This window comes from Bosea sp. 685, assembly GCF_031884435.1.
GTDB lineage: Bacteria > Pseudomonadota > Alphaproteobacteria > Rhizobiales > Beijerinckiaceae > Allobosea.
In genome coordinates this window covers 6471168-6489123 of the sequence record NZ_CP134779.1, presented here as the reverse complement: position 1 = coordinate 6489123, position 17956 = coordinate 6471168, and the positions used below count along the sequence as shown (strand labels likewise).

The following is a 17956-nucleotide window of genomic DNA, read 5'->3' as shown; positions in this document are numbered from 1 at the left end:
CGAACAGCCAAGACCTGCAGATACAAGACCTGCAGACACTTGTGATTTCTAGAGTTCAATGCGACCAATTGCCAATCTTGGAACAGAAACAGCCCAGCGCAGTCAGATGCAGGACCGGATTTACCTGACCACCGAGGAGGCCGCTGCCTATCTGCGGCTCAAGGAACGCAAGCTCTACGAGCTCGTCGCCCATAGTGCCGTGCCCTGCACAAAGGTCAGCGGCAAATGGCTGTTCCCGCGTGCGGCGCTCGACCGCTGGCTCGAGGCCGGGCTGGCGCGGCCCGAGGGCATGCAGCCCGCAAACCCGCCGCCGATCATCGGCGGCAGCCAGGATCTCGCTGCTCGAGGTCGCCGTGCGTGATTCCGGCTGCGGTCTCGCTCTGTTGGCGGAAGGCTCGCAGGCCGGGCTCGACCGGCTGACGCGCGGCGAGGTCGCCATCGCCGCGATCCATCTCCATGCGACGCCCGATGATGACGCGGCCAACCCGGCCGCGATCCGGGCGGAGCCTGGCCTGTTCGACGCGGTGGTGATCGGGTTCGCCAGGCGCGAGCAGGGCCTGCTGATGGCGCCCGGCAATCCGCTCGCCCTTGCCGGCATCGCCTCGGCCGTCGAGAAGCGTGCCCGCTTCGCCCGCCGCCAGCAGGGCGCCGGCGCGCAATTGCTGCTGACGAGCCTGATGGCGCGCGACGACGTCCCCGACGGCCGCATGGTCATGGCCGAGGGCGTCTGCGCCACGGGCCAGGACCTCGCCTTGGCGATCCGCACCGGCCGCGCCGATTGCGGCATCGCCTCGCGCGCTATCGCTGCCGCCTTCGGCCTCGATTTCCTGCCGCTGGTCTGGGAGCATGTCGATCTGGTGATGCGCCGCCGGACCTATTTCGAACCGGCGACGCAAACCCTGCTCGCCTGGATGCGCAGGCCCGACATGGCAGCAAGGGCGCGCGAACTCGGCGGCTATGATCTGGCGCGGAGCGGCGAGGTCAGGCTGAATCGCTAAGGGGGCGGGCCCGTCATTCTCGGGCGAAGCGCAGCGTAGACCCGAGAATCTCGACCAGGAGATGCTCGGGTCAAGCCCGAGCATGACGGCATAATAGCTACCCCCTCACGTCCCAAAATTCCGCCAGGCGCCGACCCGGTGCACCGCTTCCCGATCCGGCCCGGCCTCCCCGAATGGCGAGACCGGCCAGTCCCAGCTCTCATCCGCTTCGGGGAGCGCGACGCCGCGCATCAAATCGAGCCGCCCGATCACCGCCCCGGCCCGGTCGCGCTCGACCATCTCGACATCGCTGAGCAGGACGACGCGCCCCTGAAAGCGCGCGAGATCGTCGAGATGCCAGGCGATGCAGCGCGCCGGCAGATCGACTGGGAAGGCGGCAGCCCGCCCCGGATTCTCCTCCAGCCAATCCTCCACCGGCCAAGCGAGCTGCGAGAGCAGATTGGCCGAAATCACGAGGTCGATGCCCGCATCCATGACGAGGTCGGCAACGGGGTCGGTCCGCCCCTCGCGCTCGCCGGCGAGCCAGCCCATCACGCCGCTGAGATCGCGCGTCATCAGCGTGACCTTGCGGCGAAGGGCCATGCGCAGCCTGACCGGCGGCAGATGCACGGCGTCGACCAGCAGCACGCGCTGGAAGCCCGCGCAGAGCAGCTCGAGCGGCACGTCACGCACCAGCCCCGAGCCAAGCACGACGACGCAGCGCCGGGATGGCAGCGCCGCGACCACCTCAGTCACCACAGCACGGCAGTGGCCATGATGCGCGGCCCAGGCCTTGCGATGGCGAAGACCGCGCGCCCATAGCGCCGTGCTCTCCGACAACAAACCCAGCCGCCGCGTCATCCGCCCGGCCGGTGTGATCAGCCTGAGCGCGAGTTCGGCGAGCATCGCATGCTCCGGGATGGGTTCAGGTCAATGCGCCGCGCGCCGCCACCGGCCAGAGCGCCTCGACATGGGCGTCAGGCCCGTGCATCCCGCGCACGCAGACATACCAGTCGTGCAGGTTCACCGTCGGGTCGCAATGGCCCGGCACGAGCAGGATATGCTCGCCGCGATGCGGCAGCGCGATCGGGTCGCCGGTCAGCACGCCATGCTCGTCGGAGGGTTTCGTGTAGACCGCGCCCTCGCGCCGGAACGGCATCGGCATGCCGGAATCGATCGCCGCCGCCTTGTGCCCGGCATCGACGATGGCGCGGTCGGGCACCGGCTTGCTCATCACCCCGGTCAGGATGAAGAGCGCGTGCTCGAAGGCGCGGAACGGCGTGCCGTCCGCCTGCCGGTTGCGGGCGTAATCGGCGTCCATGAAGATGTAGGAGCCGGCCTGGATCTCGTTCCAGATGCCCGACCCGGTCTCGATCTCATAGGTGCCGGTGCCGGCCCCGCTGACGACGCCGCAGGTCAAGCCGGCCTGGGCCAGGCGTTCGACCGTGTTGCGGGCCGAGAGGCCGGCGCGCTCGATCGCCTCGCGCCGCTCGTCGATCGAACGCATATGCTGGGCCGTGCCGTGATAGGCCTGCAGGCCGCCGAAGCGCAAAGTGTTGCTGCGCGAAACCGCCTCGGCGATCCTGACCGCCGCCTCCCCGGGCGCGACGCCGCAGCGCCGCCCGCCGACATCGATCTCGACCAGGACATCGAACACGACATCATGGCGCGCGGCGGCTTCCGCAGCCTCGCGCACGCCGTCGAGATGATCGACACAGAGGCTGATCTTGGCGCTGCGGGCGAGCTGCGCCAGCCGGTCGAGCTTGGCGGCACCCGCGACTTCATTGGAAACCAGCACGTCCTGCACGCCGCCCGCGACCAGGATCTCGGCCTCCGAGACCTTCTGACAACACTGCCCGACGGCGCCATGGGCGATCTGGCGCAAGGCGATCTCGGGGCTCTTATGCGTCTTGGCGTGCGGCCTCAGGCGAATGCCGTGGGCCTGCGTATAGGCCGCCATCGCGACGAGGTTGCGTTCGAAGGCATCGAGGTCGAGCACCAAAGCAGGGGTGTCGATCTCGCTGAATCTCTGGCCGGCTTGGGCCGGCGGATGCAAGGGCATGGGCTGTCGCAATCTCCTGAATCGGTTGTGGCTATCGGACGCCAGCTTCGTGTCTGGAGCAAGACCTCGCTGCGCGTGCCTACCTTCCGCGCTGCGCGTGCCTGCCTTGCGAGGCTGCGAATCCTTCGGAAACACGAAGCCCGGTAGCGCTTGCGCCAGCGTCGTGATAGGCCCCGCGCCATGAAGATCGGCCGCGTTACCGACGACACTTTCGCGCTTTTCGCCCGCGTCTGGCGCGAGCAGGGCAAGACTTACCTGCCGCAAATGGCGATGATCATGGGCCTCGTGGTCGTGATCGCCGCGACGACGAGCTTCTATCCACTGCTGATCAAGGCGGCGTTCGACGCTTTCGCCGACCCGCTCAGCGCCGAGGCGACCGGTTTCGTGCGCCGGATGGAGCGCCTCGTCTCGAAATCGATCGCCATCGAGATCGGCGTCGTCAACGCCGTCGCGATCGTCGTCGTCATCGTCACCGCGATCAAGGGCTTCTCCCTGCTGACGCAGACCGTGATGACCAACAGCGTCGTCAGCCGCATCGAAGCCGACATGCAGACGCAGCTCTATGCTCATCTGATCGACGCCGACCTCGCCCAGCTTCAAAAAGAGAATCCCGCCTCCCTGACGCAGCGCTTCACCACCGACTTCACCTTCGTCAAGGAGGCGCTGACGCGGCTGGTCAACATCGCTGTGCGCGACGTGCTGACCGCCATCGCGCTGGTCGGCGCCCTGCTCTGGATCGACTGGCAGATGACCTTGGTCGTGCTGCTGATCGCGCCGATCGTGGCGCGGCCGATCGGCCGTATCGGCAAGAAGCTGCGCCGTATGGCGGTGTCGCAGCAGGAACAGACCGGCGTGATGGCAAGCCTCGTCACCGAGAGCCTGCAGGGCGCGCGCGCCGCCAAGACCGATTCACTCGAGCCCTATCTCAAGGCGCGCGCGGCGGCCGCCTTCGAATCGATCCGCGCCGTCAAGATGAAGTCGGCCAATGCGCGCGGCCGGCTCGATCCGCTGCTCGAGGTCGCGGGCGGCATGGCGGTGGCGGGCGTGCTCGCCGCGATCGGCGTGCGCATCACCTCGGGCGGCTCGACGGTCGGCGATTTCACCGGCTATGTCTCGGCGCTGCTGCTGGCGGCGCAGCCGATGCGCTCGCTCGGCAACCTCAACGCCATCGTCCAGGAGGCCGGCGCCTCGCTGAAGCGCTATTACGCCCTGATCGACGACAAGCCGGTGATCACGCAGCGCCCCGACGCCAAACCGCTCGCAGTCGGGGCCGGCGAGATCGCCTTCAAGGGCCTGCGCTTCCGCTATCGCGACGATGCCCGCGCGCTGGAGGGCATCGATCTCGTCGTCCAGGGCGGCAAGATGACGGCGCTTGTCGGCCGCTCCGGCTCCGGCAAATCGACCTTGCTCGCTTTGGTGCCGCGGCTCTACGACCCCAGCGAGGGTCGCGTCGAGATCGACGGGCAGGATCTGCGCGACCTCTCGCTCGCCAGCCTGCGCAGCCAGATCGGCGTGGTCAGCCAGGATGTCGTGCTGTTCGACGATACGGTGCGCGCCAATATCAGCTTTGGCCGGCCCGACGCGACCGAAGACGAGATCGTCGCCGCTGCCAAGGGCGCCGCCGCGCATGACTTCATCATGGCGATGCCGGAGGGCTATGACAGTCAGGTCGGCGAGCGCGGCTCGAAGCTTTCGGGTGGCGAGCGCCAGCGCATCGCGATCGCCCGCGCCATCCTGAAGGACGCGCCGATCCTGCTGCTCGACGAAGCCACCAGCGCGCTCGACACCGAATCCGAGCGTCTCGTCCAGCAGGCGCTGGCCCGCCTGATGCAGAACCGTACCACGCTGGTGATCGCGCATCGTCTCTCGACCGTGCGCGAGGCTGACCTCATCGTCGTGCTGGAGGAAGGCAAGATCGTCGAGACCGGCAGCCACGACGCCCTGCTGGCGCGCGATGGCAGCTATGCCCGGCTGCACCGGCTGCAATTCGTCGAGAGCTGAGGCGTCAGCACCCCGCTCCAGATCGAAATTTTTCGCTGAACCACCCCGTCATCCCGGGCGTAGCGCAGCGAAGACCCGGGATCCATTCCGGAGCGCTATTCGGAAAGGTTCAGGAATGGATCCCGGGTCTCCCTTCGGTCGCCCGGGATGACACGGTGTTTCCGTGTGTGGTCAGGAACTGCTCAAGGCTCCCGCGCCAACGCATCGGCCGCCGCCTGGAAGCCGCGGAAGGAGAAGGGCAGCGTCACCGGCCGGTTCGCCGCGTCCTGGAAGCGCAATTGCCCGCCTTCCGAATAGCCGCGCCAGCGCTTCAGCAGATCCTCGCTCATCGCGACCTCGGCGAAGCAGCCGCCGGGAATGCAGCGCGAGAACGCAGCCAACGTGCCCTCGTCCTTCTCGCCCAGCGCGACGCGCACGCCGGCATTGGGTCCCAGCGTCACATTCGGCGCAACCTGCACGACGAGCTTATAGGGCTCGGTCTTGACCGGTCGGCCGACCGCGACGAGCGCCACCGGACCCTGCTGGCCCTGGACCTGCAAGGTCTGCACGACCTCGCAGATGCGGGTGCCGACGCCCTGCTGGCAGCGATGCGTCCAGTCACCATAGGTCGCGGTGGTGTTGTCGGGCTGCGAAACGCCGCCGGGCGCGGGAGCCGCTGCAGCCGGGCGCTGCTGCCCTTGGGCCGCCGCCGGGCTGCGTTGCGCCTGGGCGAAGGCCGAGCCGGCGCAGATCAGGGCCAGCAACACGGTCGGGGAAGTGAGCTTCTTCATGTCGCGGCGTTTCCAGAGATTTCGTTGGAAACACTATTGACGCGACGCCATGCCCTTGCGCAAGGGCCGCCGCCATCTTGGGAACGGCGGTTCGCAATCCTGTCACCGGTTAGAGCAGGATCAATGCGAAAAACCGGTTCCCATTTTTTCGCATCTGGCTCTCGCCATCACGGCCGCCAGCCGGTCTCCTCGACAGGGGCGTTCTCGCGCGCCTCGTCCTTGCGCGCTTCGTCGACGATCGCAAACAGCGCCCGCAGCGCTGCCTCGACGCCCTCGCCCGAAGCCGAGGACAGGATGATCGGCATGCGCTTGCAGGCCCGCTTCAACCGCGCCACCTGCTCCTTGAGCAGTTCGGGGCTGAGCGCATCGACCTTGGACAGCGCCACGATCTCGGGCTTCTCGTCCAGGCCTTCGCCATAGAGGCTGAGCTCCTGCCGCACGGTCTTGTAGGCCTTGCCCGCATGTTCGCTGGTGCCCTCGACAAGATGCAGCAACACGCGGCAACGCTCGACATGGCCAAGGAACCGGTCGCCCAGGCCGTGCCCTTCATGCGCGCCCTCGATCAGGCCGGGAATATCGGCGAGCACCATCTCGCGCGCATCGACCCGCACGACGCCCAAGCCCGGATGCAGCGTGGTGAAGGGATAATCGGCGATCTTGGGCTTGGCCGCGGTCACCGTGGCAAGGAAGGTCGATTTGCCGGCGTTCGGCAGGCCGATCAGTCCGGCATCAGCGATCAGCTTCAGCCGCAGCCAGACCCAGCGCTCCTCGCCGATCAGGCCCGGATTGGCATGGCGCGGGGCCTGGTTGGTCGCGGTCTTGAAATAGGCATTGCCGAAGCCGCCATTGCCGCCCTTGCACAAAACGAAGCGCTGCCCGGCCTGCGTCAGGTCGGCGATCAAGGTTTCGCCGTCCTCGTCGAAGATCTGCGTGCCCGGCGGCACTTTCAGCACCTTCACTTCGCCATTGGCGCCATGCCGGTCGGCCCCCATGCCGTGCCCGCCGATCTTGGCCTTGAAGTGCTGCTGGAAGCGGAAGTCGATCAGCGTGTTGAGGCCTTGCACGCATTCGATCACGACATCGCCGCCGCGCCCGCCATCGCCGCCATTGGGCCCGCCGAACTCGATGAATTTTTCGCGCCGGAAGGAGACGCAGCCCGCGCCGCCATCGCCCGCCTTCACATAGATTTTTGCTTGGTCGAGGAATTTCATAGCGCTTCAGTAGTGGGACGGGCGCGGAAGGGCAATGCGGCTCTCATTCCTTCTCCCCTCGCGGGGCAACGAATAGGGGCCGTCGCGCCCTTCGTCATGGTCGGGCTTGTCCCGACCATCCACGTCTTCGCTGGTCGAGGGTCGTGTTCAAGACGGGGATGCTCGCCACAAGGGCGAGCATGACGGGAGGGGACACAGGTGCTCACGCCGCCAGCCGCGGCGCGGCCATTTCATCGCGCAGTGCGTCGGCGAAGCGCCTTGCCGCGAGCCCCGGCTGCGGCCCGATGATCAGGCCGACCGAGAGATCAAACAAAGCAGGCAGATCCTCTGCCGGGCCCAGGCGCCGCAAGCTCGGCGGAATCGCGCTCTCGGTCAGGGCCGTGACGCAAAACCCCGCCTCGACGGCCGAAAGCATGCCCGAGGTGTGCGAGCAGGAGAACACCAGCCGGTGCGCCTTGCCTGCCGCGCCAAGCGCCGAGAGGATGCGCGGGCGCGCCCGGCAGCCCTCCGCGAACAGCGCCAGCGGCAGCACCTCCTGCAGTTCCGGGCGATGGCCGCGCCCCGCGACCCAGATCATCGCCTCGCGCCGCAAGACCTCGCCGATCGGCCGGTTGGGATCCTGCGTCACCACGGCGAGGTCGAATTCGCCGGCCGCCAAGGCGGGCTCGATCCGCTTCGAGAGATCGCAGTGCAATTCGAGCTCGACCTTGGGGTGTTCTGCCGCGAAGCGCGCAATCAGCGGGCGTAGATATGCGTCCATGTAATCGTCGGGAATGCCGATGCGCAGCCGGCCCGAGGCCATCTCACCCCCGAGATCAGCCAGCGCCTCGCGCTCGATCGTCAGAAGCCGGCGGGCATGCGCGATCAAGCGCTCGCCCGCATCGGTCGGCGTCACGCCCCGGCGCGAGCGTTCGAGCAGGCGATGGCCGACCTGGCTCTCGAGATCCTGGATGCGCACCGAGATCGCCGATTGCGTTCGGCCGAGCCTGGCGCTCGCGGCAGTGAAGCCGCCGGTCTCGGCGACCGCGACCAACATGTCGAGCGCGGCAAGATCGAAATGCGCCGCCATGAGGCAATCTCCTTCGATCGATTTTAAGAATGCGATCGATTTTAAGAATGGCTAAATCAGAATAATCCGTTTTTCCGATTGATGGAAGTTGGCTATATCGCAGGCTATTGCTCAGGAAGTCGCCAGATGTCCACGCCTGCCCTCGTCATGCCCCGCCCCGCCACCCCGGCGCTGGCGATGTTCGTCGCGCTGCTCACCGGCGCGACCTGCATCGGCTTTTCCGGTGTGTTCATGCGCCTGGCCGATGTCGGCCCGGCCGCCGCCGGCTTCTGGCGCATGCTGTTCGCATTGCCCGTGCTCGCGCTCTGGACCGCTATGGAGCAGCGCAAGGCGGCCTCGGGCACGGTCCGTCCCGGCGCGCTCATCCCGATCGCGCTCGCCGGTCTTACCTTCGCGATCGACGTGGTGCTCTACAATGCAGCGCTTGGCCACACCACGATCGCCAACGCCTCGCTGCTCGGCAATCTCTCACCCGTCGCGGTCGTGCTCGGCGGCTGGCTCCTGCTCGGGGAGAAGCCGACGCAGCGCATCCTCGGCGCGCTTGCGCTGGCACTTGGCGGCGCGCTGATGCTGGTGCTGCCGAAATTCATCGGCGCCCCCAGTGCCGCCTCGCCCAGTGGGCTTCTCGGCGACATGCTGGCGACCGGCGCGGCCTTCTCCTATGCGGGTTACATCCTGGCCGTGCGCCGCGCCCGCGAGCGGGCCGATGCCGGCCGGATCGGCCTGATCTCCAGCGCGCTCTGCGCCGTCTTCTGCCTCGCAGCCGCGCTCGCACTCGGCGAGACCATCATCCCGGCGAGCCTGCAGGGCTGGCTTGCGGTGATCGCGCTAGGCCTGGTCTCGCATGCGCTCGGCCAGGGCCTGATCACACTCTCGCTCGGCAGCTACGGTGCCAGCGCTGCCTCGCTCGTCATGGTCTGGCCGGCGCTGGTCAGCGTGCTTGCCGCCTGGGCGATCTTCGGCGAGCAGCCCTCGCCCGCTCAGGCATTTGGCGGCGTGGCGATCCTGGCGGCGGTGCTGCTGGTGCGGCGCGGCTGAGCCGCGCCCGCTTCGCCGCTCAGCTGCTCAAGAAGCCTTCCGAACCGGAGGATCATAAGCCTGGATCGGCGGCAGATTGCCGTCGAAGCGCTCGACCTGGACGGTGGTCAATTGCCCCGTGCAGCCCTGCGCCAGCGCCGAGGTGCCGACATCCCGGGTCAGGACGTTGGGATTGCCGTGGACGCAGAGCGGCTTGTCCTCCTCGGGATCGACCGGATCGTACCAGGCGCCGGTCGGCAGCTGGACCACGCCCTGGCGGATGCCGTCGGTGACATGGACGCCGGCGAGGCAAGCGCCGCGCTCGTTGTAGATACGGATGATGTCCCCATCAGCGATGCCGCGCTCCGCCGCATCGTCGGGGTGCATGCGCGCGACCTCGCGGCCGCGATGCTTGGCCCCGCTGCTGTGGCCGCCGAAGTCGAACTGGCTGTGCAGCCGCGTACGCGGCTGGTTGGCGACGAGGACGAAGGGCGAGGCCGCGTCGGGCACATTGGTTTCCCCCAGCCAGGTCGGATGGCCGGGGCAATCCGCCTCGCCGAAGCTCGCGATCCTCTCCGAGAAGATCTCGAGCTTGCCGCTCGGCGTCGGCAGCGGATGCGCCACCGGGTCGGTGCGAAAGGCCCGCAGGCGCCCGCCATCATCATCCTGCTGGGGCATGTCGTAGCCCTCGCTCGCCTGGAACTCGGCGAAGCTCGGCGCCGGCAGGCCAGCCTGCGCGAGTGCGGCCCGTGTCGGCTCATAGAGATGCTCGAGCCATTGCCGGACTGAACGGCCCTCGGTGAAGGCCTGTGCCGTGCCCAGCCGCTCGGCGAGATCGGCGAAGATCGCGTAATCGTCGCGCGCCTCGCCATAGGGGGCGATCACGGGTCGCATCGGCACGAGCAGCGGATCATTGGCATTGCCGCCGATGTCCTCGCGCTCCAGCGTCATCGTGCAGGGCAGGACGATGTCGGCGTGGCGGGCCGTCGCCGTCCAGGCCAGCTCGTGGACGACGAGCGTGTCGAGCCTGGCGAAAGCCTGCTTCAGCCGGTTCAAGTCCTGGTGATGATGGAACGGATTGCCGCCGGCCCAGTAGACCAGCTTGATCTGCGGATAGGTCCGGGTCTGGCCGTTATAGCGGTAGCTCGTGCCGGGGTTCAGCAGCATGTCCGAGATGCGCGCCACCGGAATGAAGTCGGTGACGGCGTTGCGCCCCTGCGGCAGGGTCGGCATCGGCACGGCGTTGTAGCGCCGGCCATAATAGCCGATCGCACCCAGCGCATAGCCATAGCCGCCGCCCGGCAGGCCGATCTGGCCGAGCGCGGCCGCCAGCACCATGCCCATCCAGACCGGCTGCTCGCCATGCTCGGCCCGCTGCAGCGCATGCGCCACGACGATCAGCGCTCGCTTGCCATGCAGCCGCCTGGCCAATGCCGTGATCGCCTGCGCCGGCACGCCGGTGATGGCGGCGGCCCAGGCGGCATCCTTGGGCTGCCCGTCGGTCTCCCCCAGCAAATAGCGTTCGAAGACCGGCCAGCCGACGGTGTAGCGCTCCAGGAAATCGCGGTCATGCAGCCCGGCGACGACGAGGCTGTGGACCAGCGCCATCATCAGCGCCGTGTCGGTGCCGGGGATGCTGGAGAGCCATTCGGCGCCGGCCTCCTCGGGCAGGTCGCCGCGCAAGGGGCCGACCAGCACGAAATCGCAGCCGCGCTGATGGGCGCGCTGCATCGCGCCGCGCTCGACATGCTTGCTGCTGCCGCCGCCGGTGACCATGCTGTTCTTCAGCGCCATGCCGCCAAAGGCGAGCACGATCTCGCTATGCTGCGCGATCTGCTCCCAGGAGACATTGCGCTTCACCAGGTCCTCATAGTCGCCGATGATATGCGGCACGAGGACGGAGGAAGCGCCCGAGGAGTAGCTGTTGACCGACTTCACATAGCCGCCGGTCGAGGTGTTGAGGAAGCGATGGACCTGGCTTTGCGCATGGTGGAAGCGCCCGGCGCTGGACCAGCCATAGGACCCGCCGAAGATCGCGCCCGGGCCGAAATCATCGCGCACCCGCCTGAGTTCGCCCGCGAGCTTGTCGAGCACGGCGCTCCACGACATCGGCACATAGTCGTCGCGGCCGCGGCGCTCATCGGGGCCCGGGCCGTTCTCCAGCCAGCCCCGGCGCACCATGGGTTGCGCGATCCGGGCGCGGTGACGCAGCGCGGCGGGAAAATTCTGGATGATCTCGTTGGGATCGGGATCGCCGGCATGGGGCCTGACCTCCAGCTCGCCATCCTTCATCCGCGCCGAAAACACGCCCCAATGCGAGGTGTGCGGCCGGAAACCCTCATCCAGCGGAGCCTCAGAGATTGGGGCGGTCAACGTCGTCATCGTGGTGCTTCCAGCTGCCGGACAGGTGACGGGGAGCCTAGGGCATCTTCGCTGGGAGAACGAGAGCCGTGGCGAAAGGGGGGAATGCGTCCGGCGTTGGTCTGGGCGCTGGTCGGCGCATACGCCGCCCGAGCATTCTTCGGCGGGCAGCCCTCGCCCGCGCAAGCCTTTGGCTGCGGTGCTGCTGGTGCGACGAGGACAGACCCGGGAGGACCCGCTTACGTCTTCCTCAGCCCGCAGGAGAGCTTCCCGCCATAAAGTTGTCCCTCCTGCCAGCATCCGGTCTTGCGGCACTCGTTCAGCTTCGGCGTGCAATGGTCGGAGACGCAATTGGCGTCCTGCGGCGCCCGCTGCTTGCAGCGTGCCGCACAGAGCGACTGGAAGCTGGCGCATGTCTCTGCCGCGGACGCGCTCGCCGGAGCAAAGAACAATAATCCTGACAGGGCTGCGGACGAGAAGACTGCGATCGTAAGTCGTCTCATCATATCGCGGCTCCTGTCGGCGCGAACCCGTGCAAATCATCTGCCTGGATACAGATGAACTCTGCAGGGACGCTATCTTCGCATAGTAAATCCCGCAAGCGGCAGGCCCTTGAATGGGTGGTCTGCATCCGGCGGTGAACGGATGCGCTTTCCTTCTCTGCTCGGGAGAAAATAGCGTCCACGCCGCAGATGAATGAGAAGTCTGAGGCGCGGGGAACCCTCTCCAATCCAAGTCGGGTGTTTCCGACTTGGAACACTATCCGTGCCAATCTCGGGCAAGCCCGAGATTGGTGGGAGAGGGCAGGGTGAGGGGTCGGCCGTTTGACGCTTGGGCTACGACCTCACCGCTGCCTGCTGTGAAGTTGGCTGCGAACTGGTCCAGGGGCCTACGCCTCACCCCTACCCCTCTCCTTTTCACTGCAGCCGCCCCACTCCACATTCGCCCCCCTGCGGGATTGCGATAAGCCGCGCCAGCCTTCATCCTTGCAGCCCCTATCTGCCGAGGCGAGCATGATACGTGGCGTTCTCCTGGCTTCGACCTTGCTGCTGGCGCCGATGGCGCAGGCTGCGGGCCCCTATGGCAAGATCGTCGTCGGAAACTGGTCGGGCGGCGCCTTCACCAACGACGCGACGGGCGCCTTTTCGCATTGCGCCGTGAACGCTGCCTACAAGAACGGCACGCGCATGCTCACCTCGATCACGGCCGATTTCAAATGGCTGATCGGGTTCTCGCACGCCAATTGGAAGCTCAAGCCGGGCGAGAGACTGGCGCTGCAGCTCGTCTTCGACCGCAGATCGCGCATCGATGTCACGGCAGACGTCAAGACGCCGGTCCTGATGACGATCGCGATGCCCGCAGATTCGCAACTGATCAACGCCTTCCGCCATGGCGGCTATCTGGAGCTGGTCGCAAACGACCAGCGCCTGGCCTTCGCCCTGACCTCGACCTCGGAGATGCTGCCCGCACTGGTCGAATGCGCCCGCCAGAGCGCCAGCATTCGCGGGCCGGTGACCTCGTCGCCCGGCCAGAACGCGCCCCGGCCAGCGGAGGCCGACGCGCAGGCTAAGGCGGAGAAGAAGGCGGTCCTCGAAAAGACCCGCGACCTGATCCGCGCCAGGGCGCTTGCCTGCATCGGGCGGGAAGGCGGGCCGATGCTGCTGACCGACGAGAAGGCCGAGGTCGTCGCCAAGGCCGCGATGATCTTCTGCAAGGCGGATGTCGATGCACTGGTGCAGGCGACCGTCGAGATCATCGAACTCGACGGCGCGCGCCCGGCGGACAGGGAGGCCATCCGCCGCGCCGCCGAGCAACGCGTCCAGGATGTCGTCATGGCGCAGATCATCCGCTCGCGCGGCGAGATGCTCAACCGCCGGAACCAGCCACCGGCGGCGCCGTCGAGCGGGTCATCGCCCTCCATTTCGCCGACGCTTTAGACCTCGCCCACATTTGTGGCCGGAACCACACCGTCATCCTGGACAAGCCGCGTAAGCGGCGCAGCTCCGGGATCCATCGGAGGGCTCCGACGCTCTACGATGGATCCCTGTGTGTTTGATTGGTGTCATGATTGGTGCGGGCGGGAAGCCGTTGGATCCCGGGTGGCAAACACCGCGTTCCGGCTCGGTTCCCGCCCGCGTTCGAAGACCCCATCCTGAACAGTTGACCGAGGCCGCTTGCACCGGACCTCGCAGCACAGGGACAGGCACCATGACCATACACCCCTGCTTCATCGGTTGCGATATCGCCAAGAGCCATCTCGACCTGTTCGAGGAGACGAGCGGGACGAGCCTTCGGATCGCCAATACGAGCGAGGCGATCGCGACCTGGCTGTCGTCGCTCGACTGCCAGGCCAGCTTCGTCGCCTTCGAGGCAACCGGCCCCTATGACCACACGCTGCGCCAGACCCTGGAGCAGGCCGGCTGCCGCTTCGCCCGGATCAATCCGGCGCGCGCCCGCGACTTCGCCCGCGCCACCGGCCGCCTGGCCAAGACCGATGCGATCGACGCCGAGATGCTGGCTGCGATGGCGCGCATGCTGGCGCTCATGCCCGACGCAGCCTCCGATCCCGCTCGCAACGCCTTGGCACAGCTGCACAAACGCCGCGATCAGCTCGTCGAGATGCGCGCCGCCGAGCGCGTCCGCGACAGCGAGGGGCAAGATCCCACCGGCAGCCTCGCCCGCCATCTCGCCTGGCTCGATGCGGAGATCGCCACGCTCGAGCACCTCGTCAGCGAGGCCTTGCGGGCAGATGAGACCTTGGCCAGGACGCAAGCTCTGCTGCGCTCGGCGCCCGGCATCGGGCCCGTCACAGCCGTCACTCTCATCGCCCTGATGCCCGAACTCGGCCACGTCTCGCCAAAGGCCATCGCCGCGCTCGCCGGTCTCGCGCCCTTCAACAATGACAGCGGGCGCAGGCGCGGACAGCGCATGATCAGGGGCGGAAGGCGACGCGTCCGCAAAGCCCTCTACATGGCCGCGCTGGCTGCCATCCGGACATCTGCGCGCTTCAAGACCTTCTACGACGCCGTCCGCGCAAGAAGCGCAGCCGCAAAAGTCGCCATCATCGCCGTCGCAAGAAAGCTCCTCGTAACCCTCAACGCCATGCTCAAAACTGACACCGCCTTCCAACCATGACACTCCAAACAACACAGTTGCCGGGACTTCGCTACGCGAAGCCCAGGATGACGGCCTGGTTCCGAGCCAGGACAACAGGGCCAAGACAGCAGGCGCTAGTCGCGAGGCGGGCGAAAGCCCGCCCCTTCACTCCGCCGCCAACCGCGGCGGCGGCAGCTTGGCCATTGCCTTGGCGCTCGCTTCGCCCGGCGTCGCGTGTTCGTCGATGGTCTCCCAGGCGCTCTCATCCTCGGGCTTGCTGAAGAAGCGGCCGAAGATCCAGCTCGTCAGGCGCGAGAGATCATCCATCACCGCGTAGAAGGACGGCACGAAGACGAGCGAGAGCACGGTCGAGACGATCAGGCCGCCGATCACCGCGATCGCCATCGGCGCGCGGAATTCGCCGCCGTCGCCGACACCATAGGCCGAGGGCATCATGCCCGCCGCCATCGCAATCGTCGTCATCACGATCGGCCGAGCGCGCTTGCGGCCGGCTTCGAGCAGCGCGGTGCGGCGGTCCTTGCCGCGCGCCATCTCCTCGACCGCGAAATCGACCAGCATGATCGCGTTCTTGGTGACGATGCCCATCAGCATGAGCAGGCCGATATAGACCGGCATCGAGACCGGCTTGTCGGTGGCGAGCAGGGCGATGACCACGCCGCCGAAGGAGAGCGGCAGCGAGAGCAGGATCGTGATCGGCTGGAAGACCGAGCCGAAGAGCAGGATCAGCACCGCCAGCACCAGCATCAGGCCGGTCGCCATCGCGGTGATGAAGCCCTGCACCACCTCGCCCTGGATCTCGGCGTCGCCGGTCGCGGCGATGCGCACGCCCGCGGGCAGGCCGACTTGCCTGACGATCTCCTTGAAGGTGTCCTGCGCGGTGCCCAGTTCGAAGCCGCGCTTGAGATCGGCGCCGATCGCGGCCCGGCGGACGCGGTCATAGCGGTCGATCGAGCTCGGCCCCTCGCCGAAGCCGATCTCGGCCACCGCCGTCAGCGGGATCGAGACGCCATTGGCATTGGTGACGCGCAAGGCCGCGATGTTGCGGATATCGGCGCGGGCGGCCTCGTCGAGCTGGACGCGGATCGGCACCAGACGGTCGCCGGCGTTGAACTTGGCGAGATTGGCCCCGACATCGCCGATGGTGGCGACGCGCACAGCCTCCGAGATCGATTCCGGCGTGACGCCGAGATTGGCGGCCTGTTCGAGCTTGGGCGTGACGCGCAGTTCCGGCCGGCTGAGCGAGCCCGAGGTCGCGACATTGAGATAGCCGTCGATCTTGCGCATGCGGCTTTCGATCCGCGCCACGGCCTCGTCGAGCGCCGCGCCGTCCTTGGACAGGATCGAGAAGGCCATTTCGCGCTCGCCACGCTCATTGACGTACCAGGCGCGGGTATCGGGCACGCCGGCGAGTTTCTGGGCAATGACGACCTTGAGGTCTTTTTGGCGCGCCTTGCGCTCGGCCTTGGGCAGGAGCTTGATCGTCACCGCGGCGCGGCGCACCTCGCGCTGGCCGGTCGGCGAGGAGCCGCCGAGCACGAAGACCTGCGTCACCTCGGGGATCGTGCGCAGGCGATCGACGATCAGGTCGGTCGCGACGCGGGTGTCCTCCAATGTCGAGCCCGGCGGCAATTCGACCGAGGCCACGACACGCGAGGTGTCCTCGTCGGGAATGAAGCCGGTCGGCAGCAGCGCCGTCGCCTGAATCGAGGCGAAGAGGAAACCGAAGCCGATCAGCAGCGTGACATAGGCCATGTTGAGCGGCAGTTTGCGCCAGCGGCCCGAACCGTCGAAGCGCGGCAATAGCGGGATTTCGCGTCGCGCCAGCGTGCCGCGCAGCAGGCCGACATAGGCGCCCATCACGACGCCGTCCTTGGCGTCGGCGTGCTTCACCGGCTTCATCAGATAGGCCGCCATCATCGGCGTGATCAGACGCGCGACAAGCAGCGAAAACAGCACCGCGACCGCGACAGTCAGGCCGAACTGGCGGAAATACTGGCCCGCCACGCCCCCCATGAAGGAGACCGGCGCAAAGATCGCCACGATCGTCAGCGTGATCGCGATGACGGCGAGCCCGATCTCGTCGGCGGCCTCCATTGCGGCGCGATAGGGCGATTTGCCCATCTTCATATGCCGGACAATGTTCTCGATCTCGACGATGGCGTCATCGACCAGGATGCCGGTGACCAGCGTGATGCCGAGCAGGCTGACGAGGTTGAGCGAAAAGCCCATCAGCTCCATCGCCCAGAAGGTCGGGATGGCCGAGAGCGGCAACGCGATCGCCGTGATCAGCGTGGCGCGCCAGTTGCGCAGGAACAGGAAGACGACGAGCACGGCCAGCGCCGCGCCCTCGATCAGCGTTTCCATCGCCGCCTTGTAGTTGCCGTAGGTATAGGCGACGGCGTCGTCGATCGGCTTGATCACGATGTCGGGGTAGCGCTTGTTGAGCTCGGCGATGCGCGCCGCAACGACATCCTTGACCGACAACTCGCTCGAACCCTTCGAGCGGAACACCGCGAAGGAGACGACCGGCACCTTGTCGAGCCGGCCGAAGGAGCGCGGCTCGGAATTCGAATCCTCGACCCGGCCGAGTTCCTTCAACCGCACCTCGCGGCCGCCGGTCAGCGTGATCTTGGAATCCGCCAGCTCGGCTACGGTGCGCGCGCTGGCGAGCGTGCGGATCGCTTGTTCCTGCCCGCCGACCTCGCCGCGCCCGCCGGCGAGATCGACATTGGTGGCGCGGATCTGGCGATTGACCTCGCCCGCCGTGGTGCCCAGCGCGAGCAAACGGTCGGGATCTAGCGAGATGCGGATCTCGCGATCGACGCCGCCGAAGCGGTCGATCCGGCCGACGCCCTTGAGGCCCTGCAATTCGCGCGCGACGACATCGTCGACATGCCAGGAGATCTGCTCCAGCGTCATGCCCGGCGAAGAGGCGCCGAAGGTCATGATCGACTGGCCCTCGACATCGATGCGCTGAATGATCGGCTCGTCGATCGTGCGCGGCAGATCGGCCCTGATCTTGGCGATGGCGTCCTTGACGTCGTTGACGGCGCGGTCGGTGTTGGTCTCTAGCCGGAACTCGATCGACGTCACCGAGGAGCCGTCGGTCAGCGTCGACATCACATGCTTGACGCCGGTGATGTTGGCGACCGCGTCCTCGACGCGCTTGCTGATCTGGCTTTCCAGCTCGGCGGGCGCGGCGCCCGACTGGGTCACCGTGACCGAGACCAGCGGCACGTCGATATTGGGAAAACGCGTCACCGGCAGCTTCGAGAAGGAGAGCAGCCCGAGCACGCAGAGCACGACGAAGAGCAGGATCGCGGGAACCGGCTTCCGGATCGACCAGGCGGAGAAATTGATGTCCACGAGAG

The 17956-nt window shown here is 67.2% G+C and carries 13 protein-coding genes; 6 read left to right on the top strand and 7 right to left on the bottom strand.

Features of this window, described 5'->3' with window-relative positions:
* The first annotated feature begins 106 nt into the window (after window positions 1–106).
* Window positions 107–361 carry a helix-turn-helix domain-containing protein gene (locus tag RMR04_RS32185; protein WP_410492179.1) on the top strand — a complete coding sequence of 85 codons (255 nt, stop codon included), beginning with the start codon at window positions 107–109 and terminating at the stop codon, window positions 359–361.
* Window positions 354–998: a substrate-binding domain-containing protein gene (locus tag RMR04_RS31565; RefSeq protein ID WP_410492178.1), complete on the top strand. Its 645-nt coding sequence runs from the start codon at window positions 354–356 to the stop codon at window positions 996–998. Before RMR04_RS32185 ends, RMR04_RS31565 begins: the two co-directional genes overlap by 8 nt.
* A 105-nt stretch (window positions 999–1103) precedes the next feature.
* Here RMR04_RS31565 and RMR04_RS31560 read toward each other — a convergent pair whose 3' ends face one another.
* Window positions 1104–1883 (bottom strand): hypothetical protein, encoded by a 780-nt coding sequence (locus tag RMR04_RS31560; protein ID WP_311912421.1) that lies wholly within the window; start codon window positions 1881–1883, stop codon window positions 1104–1106.
* 19 nt (window positions 1884–1902) lie between these two features.
* Entirely contained in the window at window positions 1903–3039 is a 1137-nt protein-coding gene (locus tag RMR04_RS31555) for a DSD1 family PLP-dependent enzyme (RefSeq protein ID WP_311912420.1), read from the bottom strand.
* Window positions 3040–3219: 180 nt separating this feature from the next.
* Between RMR04_RS31555 and RMR04_RS31550 the strand changes: the two genes are divergently transcribed.
* A complete protein-coding gene (locus tag RMR04_RS31550; protein WP_311912419.1) occupies window positions 3220–5040 on the top strand; it encodes an ABC transporter ATP-binding protein in 1821 nt (606 codons plus the stop codon).
* A 182-nt stretch (window positions 5041–5222) separates the two neighbouring features.
* Here RMR04_RS31550 and RMR04_RS31545 read toward each other — a convergent pair whose 3' ends face one another.
* The 3 genes from RMR04_RS31545 to RMR04_RS31535 all read right to left on the bottom strand — a co-directional run bounded on the left by RMR04_RS31545 (window position 5223) and on the right by RMR04_RS31535 (window position 8090).
* A complete protein-coding gene (locus RMR04_RS31545) occupies window positions 5223–5810 on the bottom strand; it encodes an invasion associated locus B family protein (protein WP_311912418.1) in 588 nt (195 codons plus the stop codon).
* Window positions 5811–5977: 167 nt separating this feature from the next.
* Window positions 5978–7021 (bottom strand): GTPase ObgE, encoded by a 1044-nt coding sequence (gene obgE, locus RMR04_RS31540; protein WP_311912417.1) that lies wholly within the window; start codon window positions 7019–7021, stop codon window positions 5978–5980.
* Window positions 7022–7223: 202 nt separating this feature from the next.
* Window positions 7224–8090 (bottom strand): LysR family transcriptional regulator, encoded by an 867-nt coding sequence (locus RMR04_RS31535; RefSeq protein ID WP_311912416.1) that lies wholly within the window; start codon window positions 8088–8090, stop codon window positions 7224–7226.
* A gap of 126 nt (window positions 8091–8216) precedes the next feature.
* On the opposite strand from RMR04_RS31535, the gene RMR04_RS31530 reads away from it, so the two are divergent.
* On the top strand, window positions 8217–9128 hold the full coding sequence (locus RMR04_RS31530) for a DMT family transporter (protein WP_311912415.1): 912 nt from the start codon (window positions 8217–8219) through the stop codon (window positions 9126–9128).
* A gap of 27 nt (window positions 9129–9155) precedes the next feature.
* Here RMR04_RS31530 and RMR04_RS31525 read toward each other — a convergent pair whose 3' ends face one another.
* Entirely contained in the window at window positions 9156–11489 is a 2334-nt protein-coding gene (locus tag RMR04_RS31525) for a molybdopterin guanine dinucleotide-containing S/N-oxide reductase (RefSeq protein WP_311912414.1), read from the bottom strand.
* 992 nt (window positions 11490–12481) lie between these two features.
* Here RMR04_RS31525 and RMR04_RS31520 point away from each other — a divergent pair.
* Window positions 12482–13405 (top strand): hypothetical protein, encoded by a 924-nt coding sequence (locus RMR04_RS31520; RefSeq protein WP_311912413.1) that lies wholly within the window; start codon window positions 12482–12484, stop codon window positions 13403–13405.
* 271 nt (window positions 13406–13676) lie between these two features.
* Window positions 13677–14603, top strand: coding sequence for a transposase (locus RMR04_RS31515; RefSeq protein ID WP_311909944.1), 927 nt, complete (start codon window positions 13677–13679; stop codon window positions 14601–14603).
* A gap of 126 nt (window positions 14604–14729) precedes the next feature.
* On the opposite strand, the gene RMR04_RS31510 is transcribed toward RMR04_RS31515, so the two are convergent.
* Complete coding sequence (locus RMR04_RS31510; RefSeq protein ID WP_311912412.1) at window positions 14730–17951, bottom strand: efflux RND transporter permease subunit; 3222 nt, start codon at window positions 17949–17951, stop codon at window positions 14730–14732.
* Window positions 17952–17956 lie beyond the last annotated feature (5 nt).

Excerpts from the sequence above, each read along its gene's own strand:
- RMR04_RS32185 (WP_410492179.1), top strand. The coding sequence starts at position 107 with ATGCAGGACCGGATTTACCTGACCACCGAGGAGGCCGCTGCCTATCTG.
- RMR04_RS31560 (WP_311912421.1), bottom strand. The coding sequence starts at position 1,883 with ATGCTCGCCGAACTCGCGCTCAGGCTGATCACACCGGCCGGGCGGATG.
- RMR04_RS31555 (WP_311912420.1), bottom strand. The coding sequence starts at position 3,039 with ATGCCCTTGCATCCGCCGGCCCAAGCCGGCCAGAGATTCAGCGAGATC.
- RMR04_RS31550 (WP_311912419.1), top strand. The coding sequence starts at position 3,220 with ATGAAGATCGGCCGCGTTACCGACGACACTTTCGCGCTTTTCGCCCGC.
- RMR04_RS31545 (WP_311912418.1), bottom strand. The coding sequence starts at position 5,810 with ATGAAGAAGCTCACTTCCCCGACCGTGTTGCTGGCCCTGATCTGCGCC.
- obgE (WP_311912417.1), bottom strand. The coding sequence starts at position 7,021 with ATGAAATTCCTCGACCAAGCAAAAATCTATGTGAAGGCGGGCGATGGC.
- RMR04_RS31535 (WP_311912416.1), bottom strand. The coding sequence starts at position 8,090 with ATGGCGGCGCATTTCGATCTTGCCGCGCTCGACATGTTGGTCGCGGTC.
- RMR04_RS31530 (WP_311912415.1), top strand. The coding sequence starts at position 8,217 with ATGTCCACGCCTGCCCTCGTCATGCCCCGCCCCGCCACCCCGGCGCTG.
- RMR04_RS31525 (WP_311912414.1), bottom strand. The coding sequence starts at position 11,489 with ATGACGACGTTGACCGCCCCAATCTCTGAGGCTCCGCTGGATGAGGGT.
- RMR04_RS31520 (WP_311912413.1), top strand. The coding sequence starts at position 12,482 with ATGATACGTGGCGTTCTCCTGGCTTCGACCTTGCTGCTGGCGCCGATG.
- RMR04_RS31515 (WP_311909944.1), top strand. The coding sequence starts at position 13,677 with ATGACCATACACCCCTGCTTCATCGGTTGCGATATCGCCAAGAGCCAT.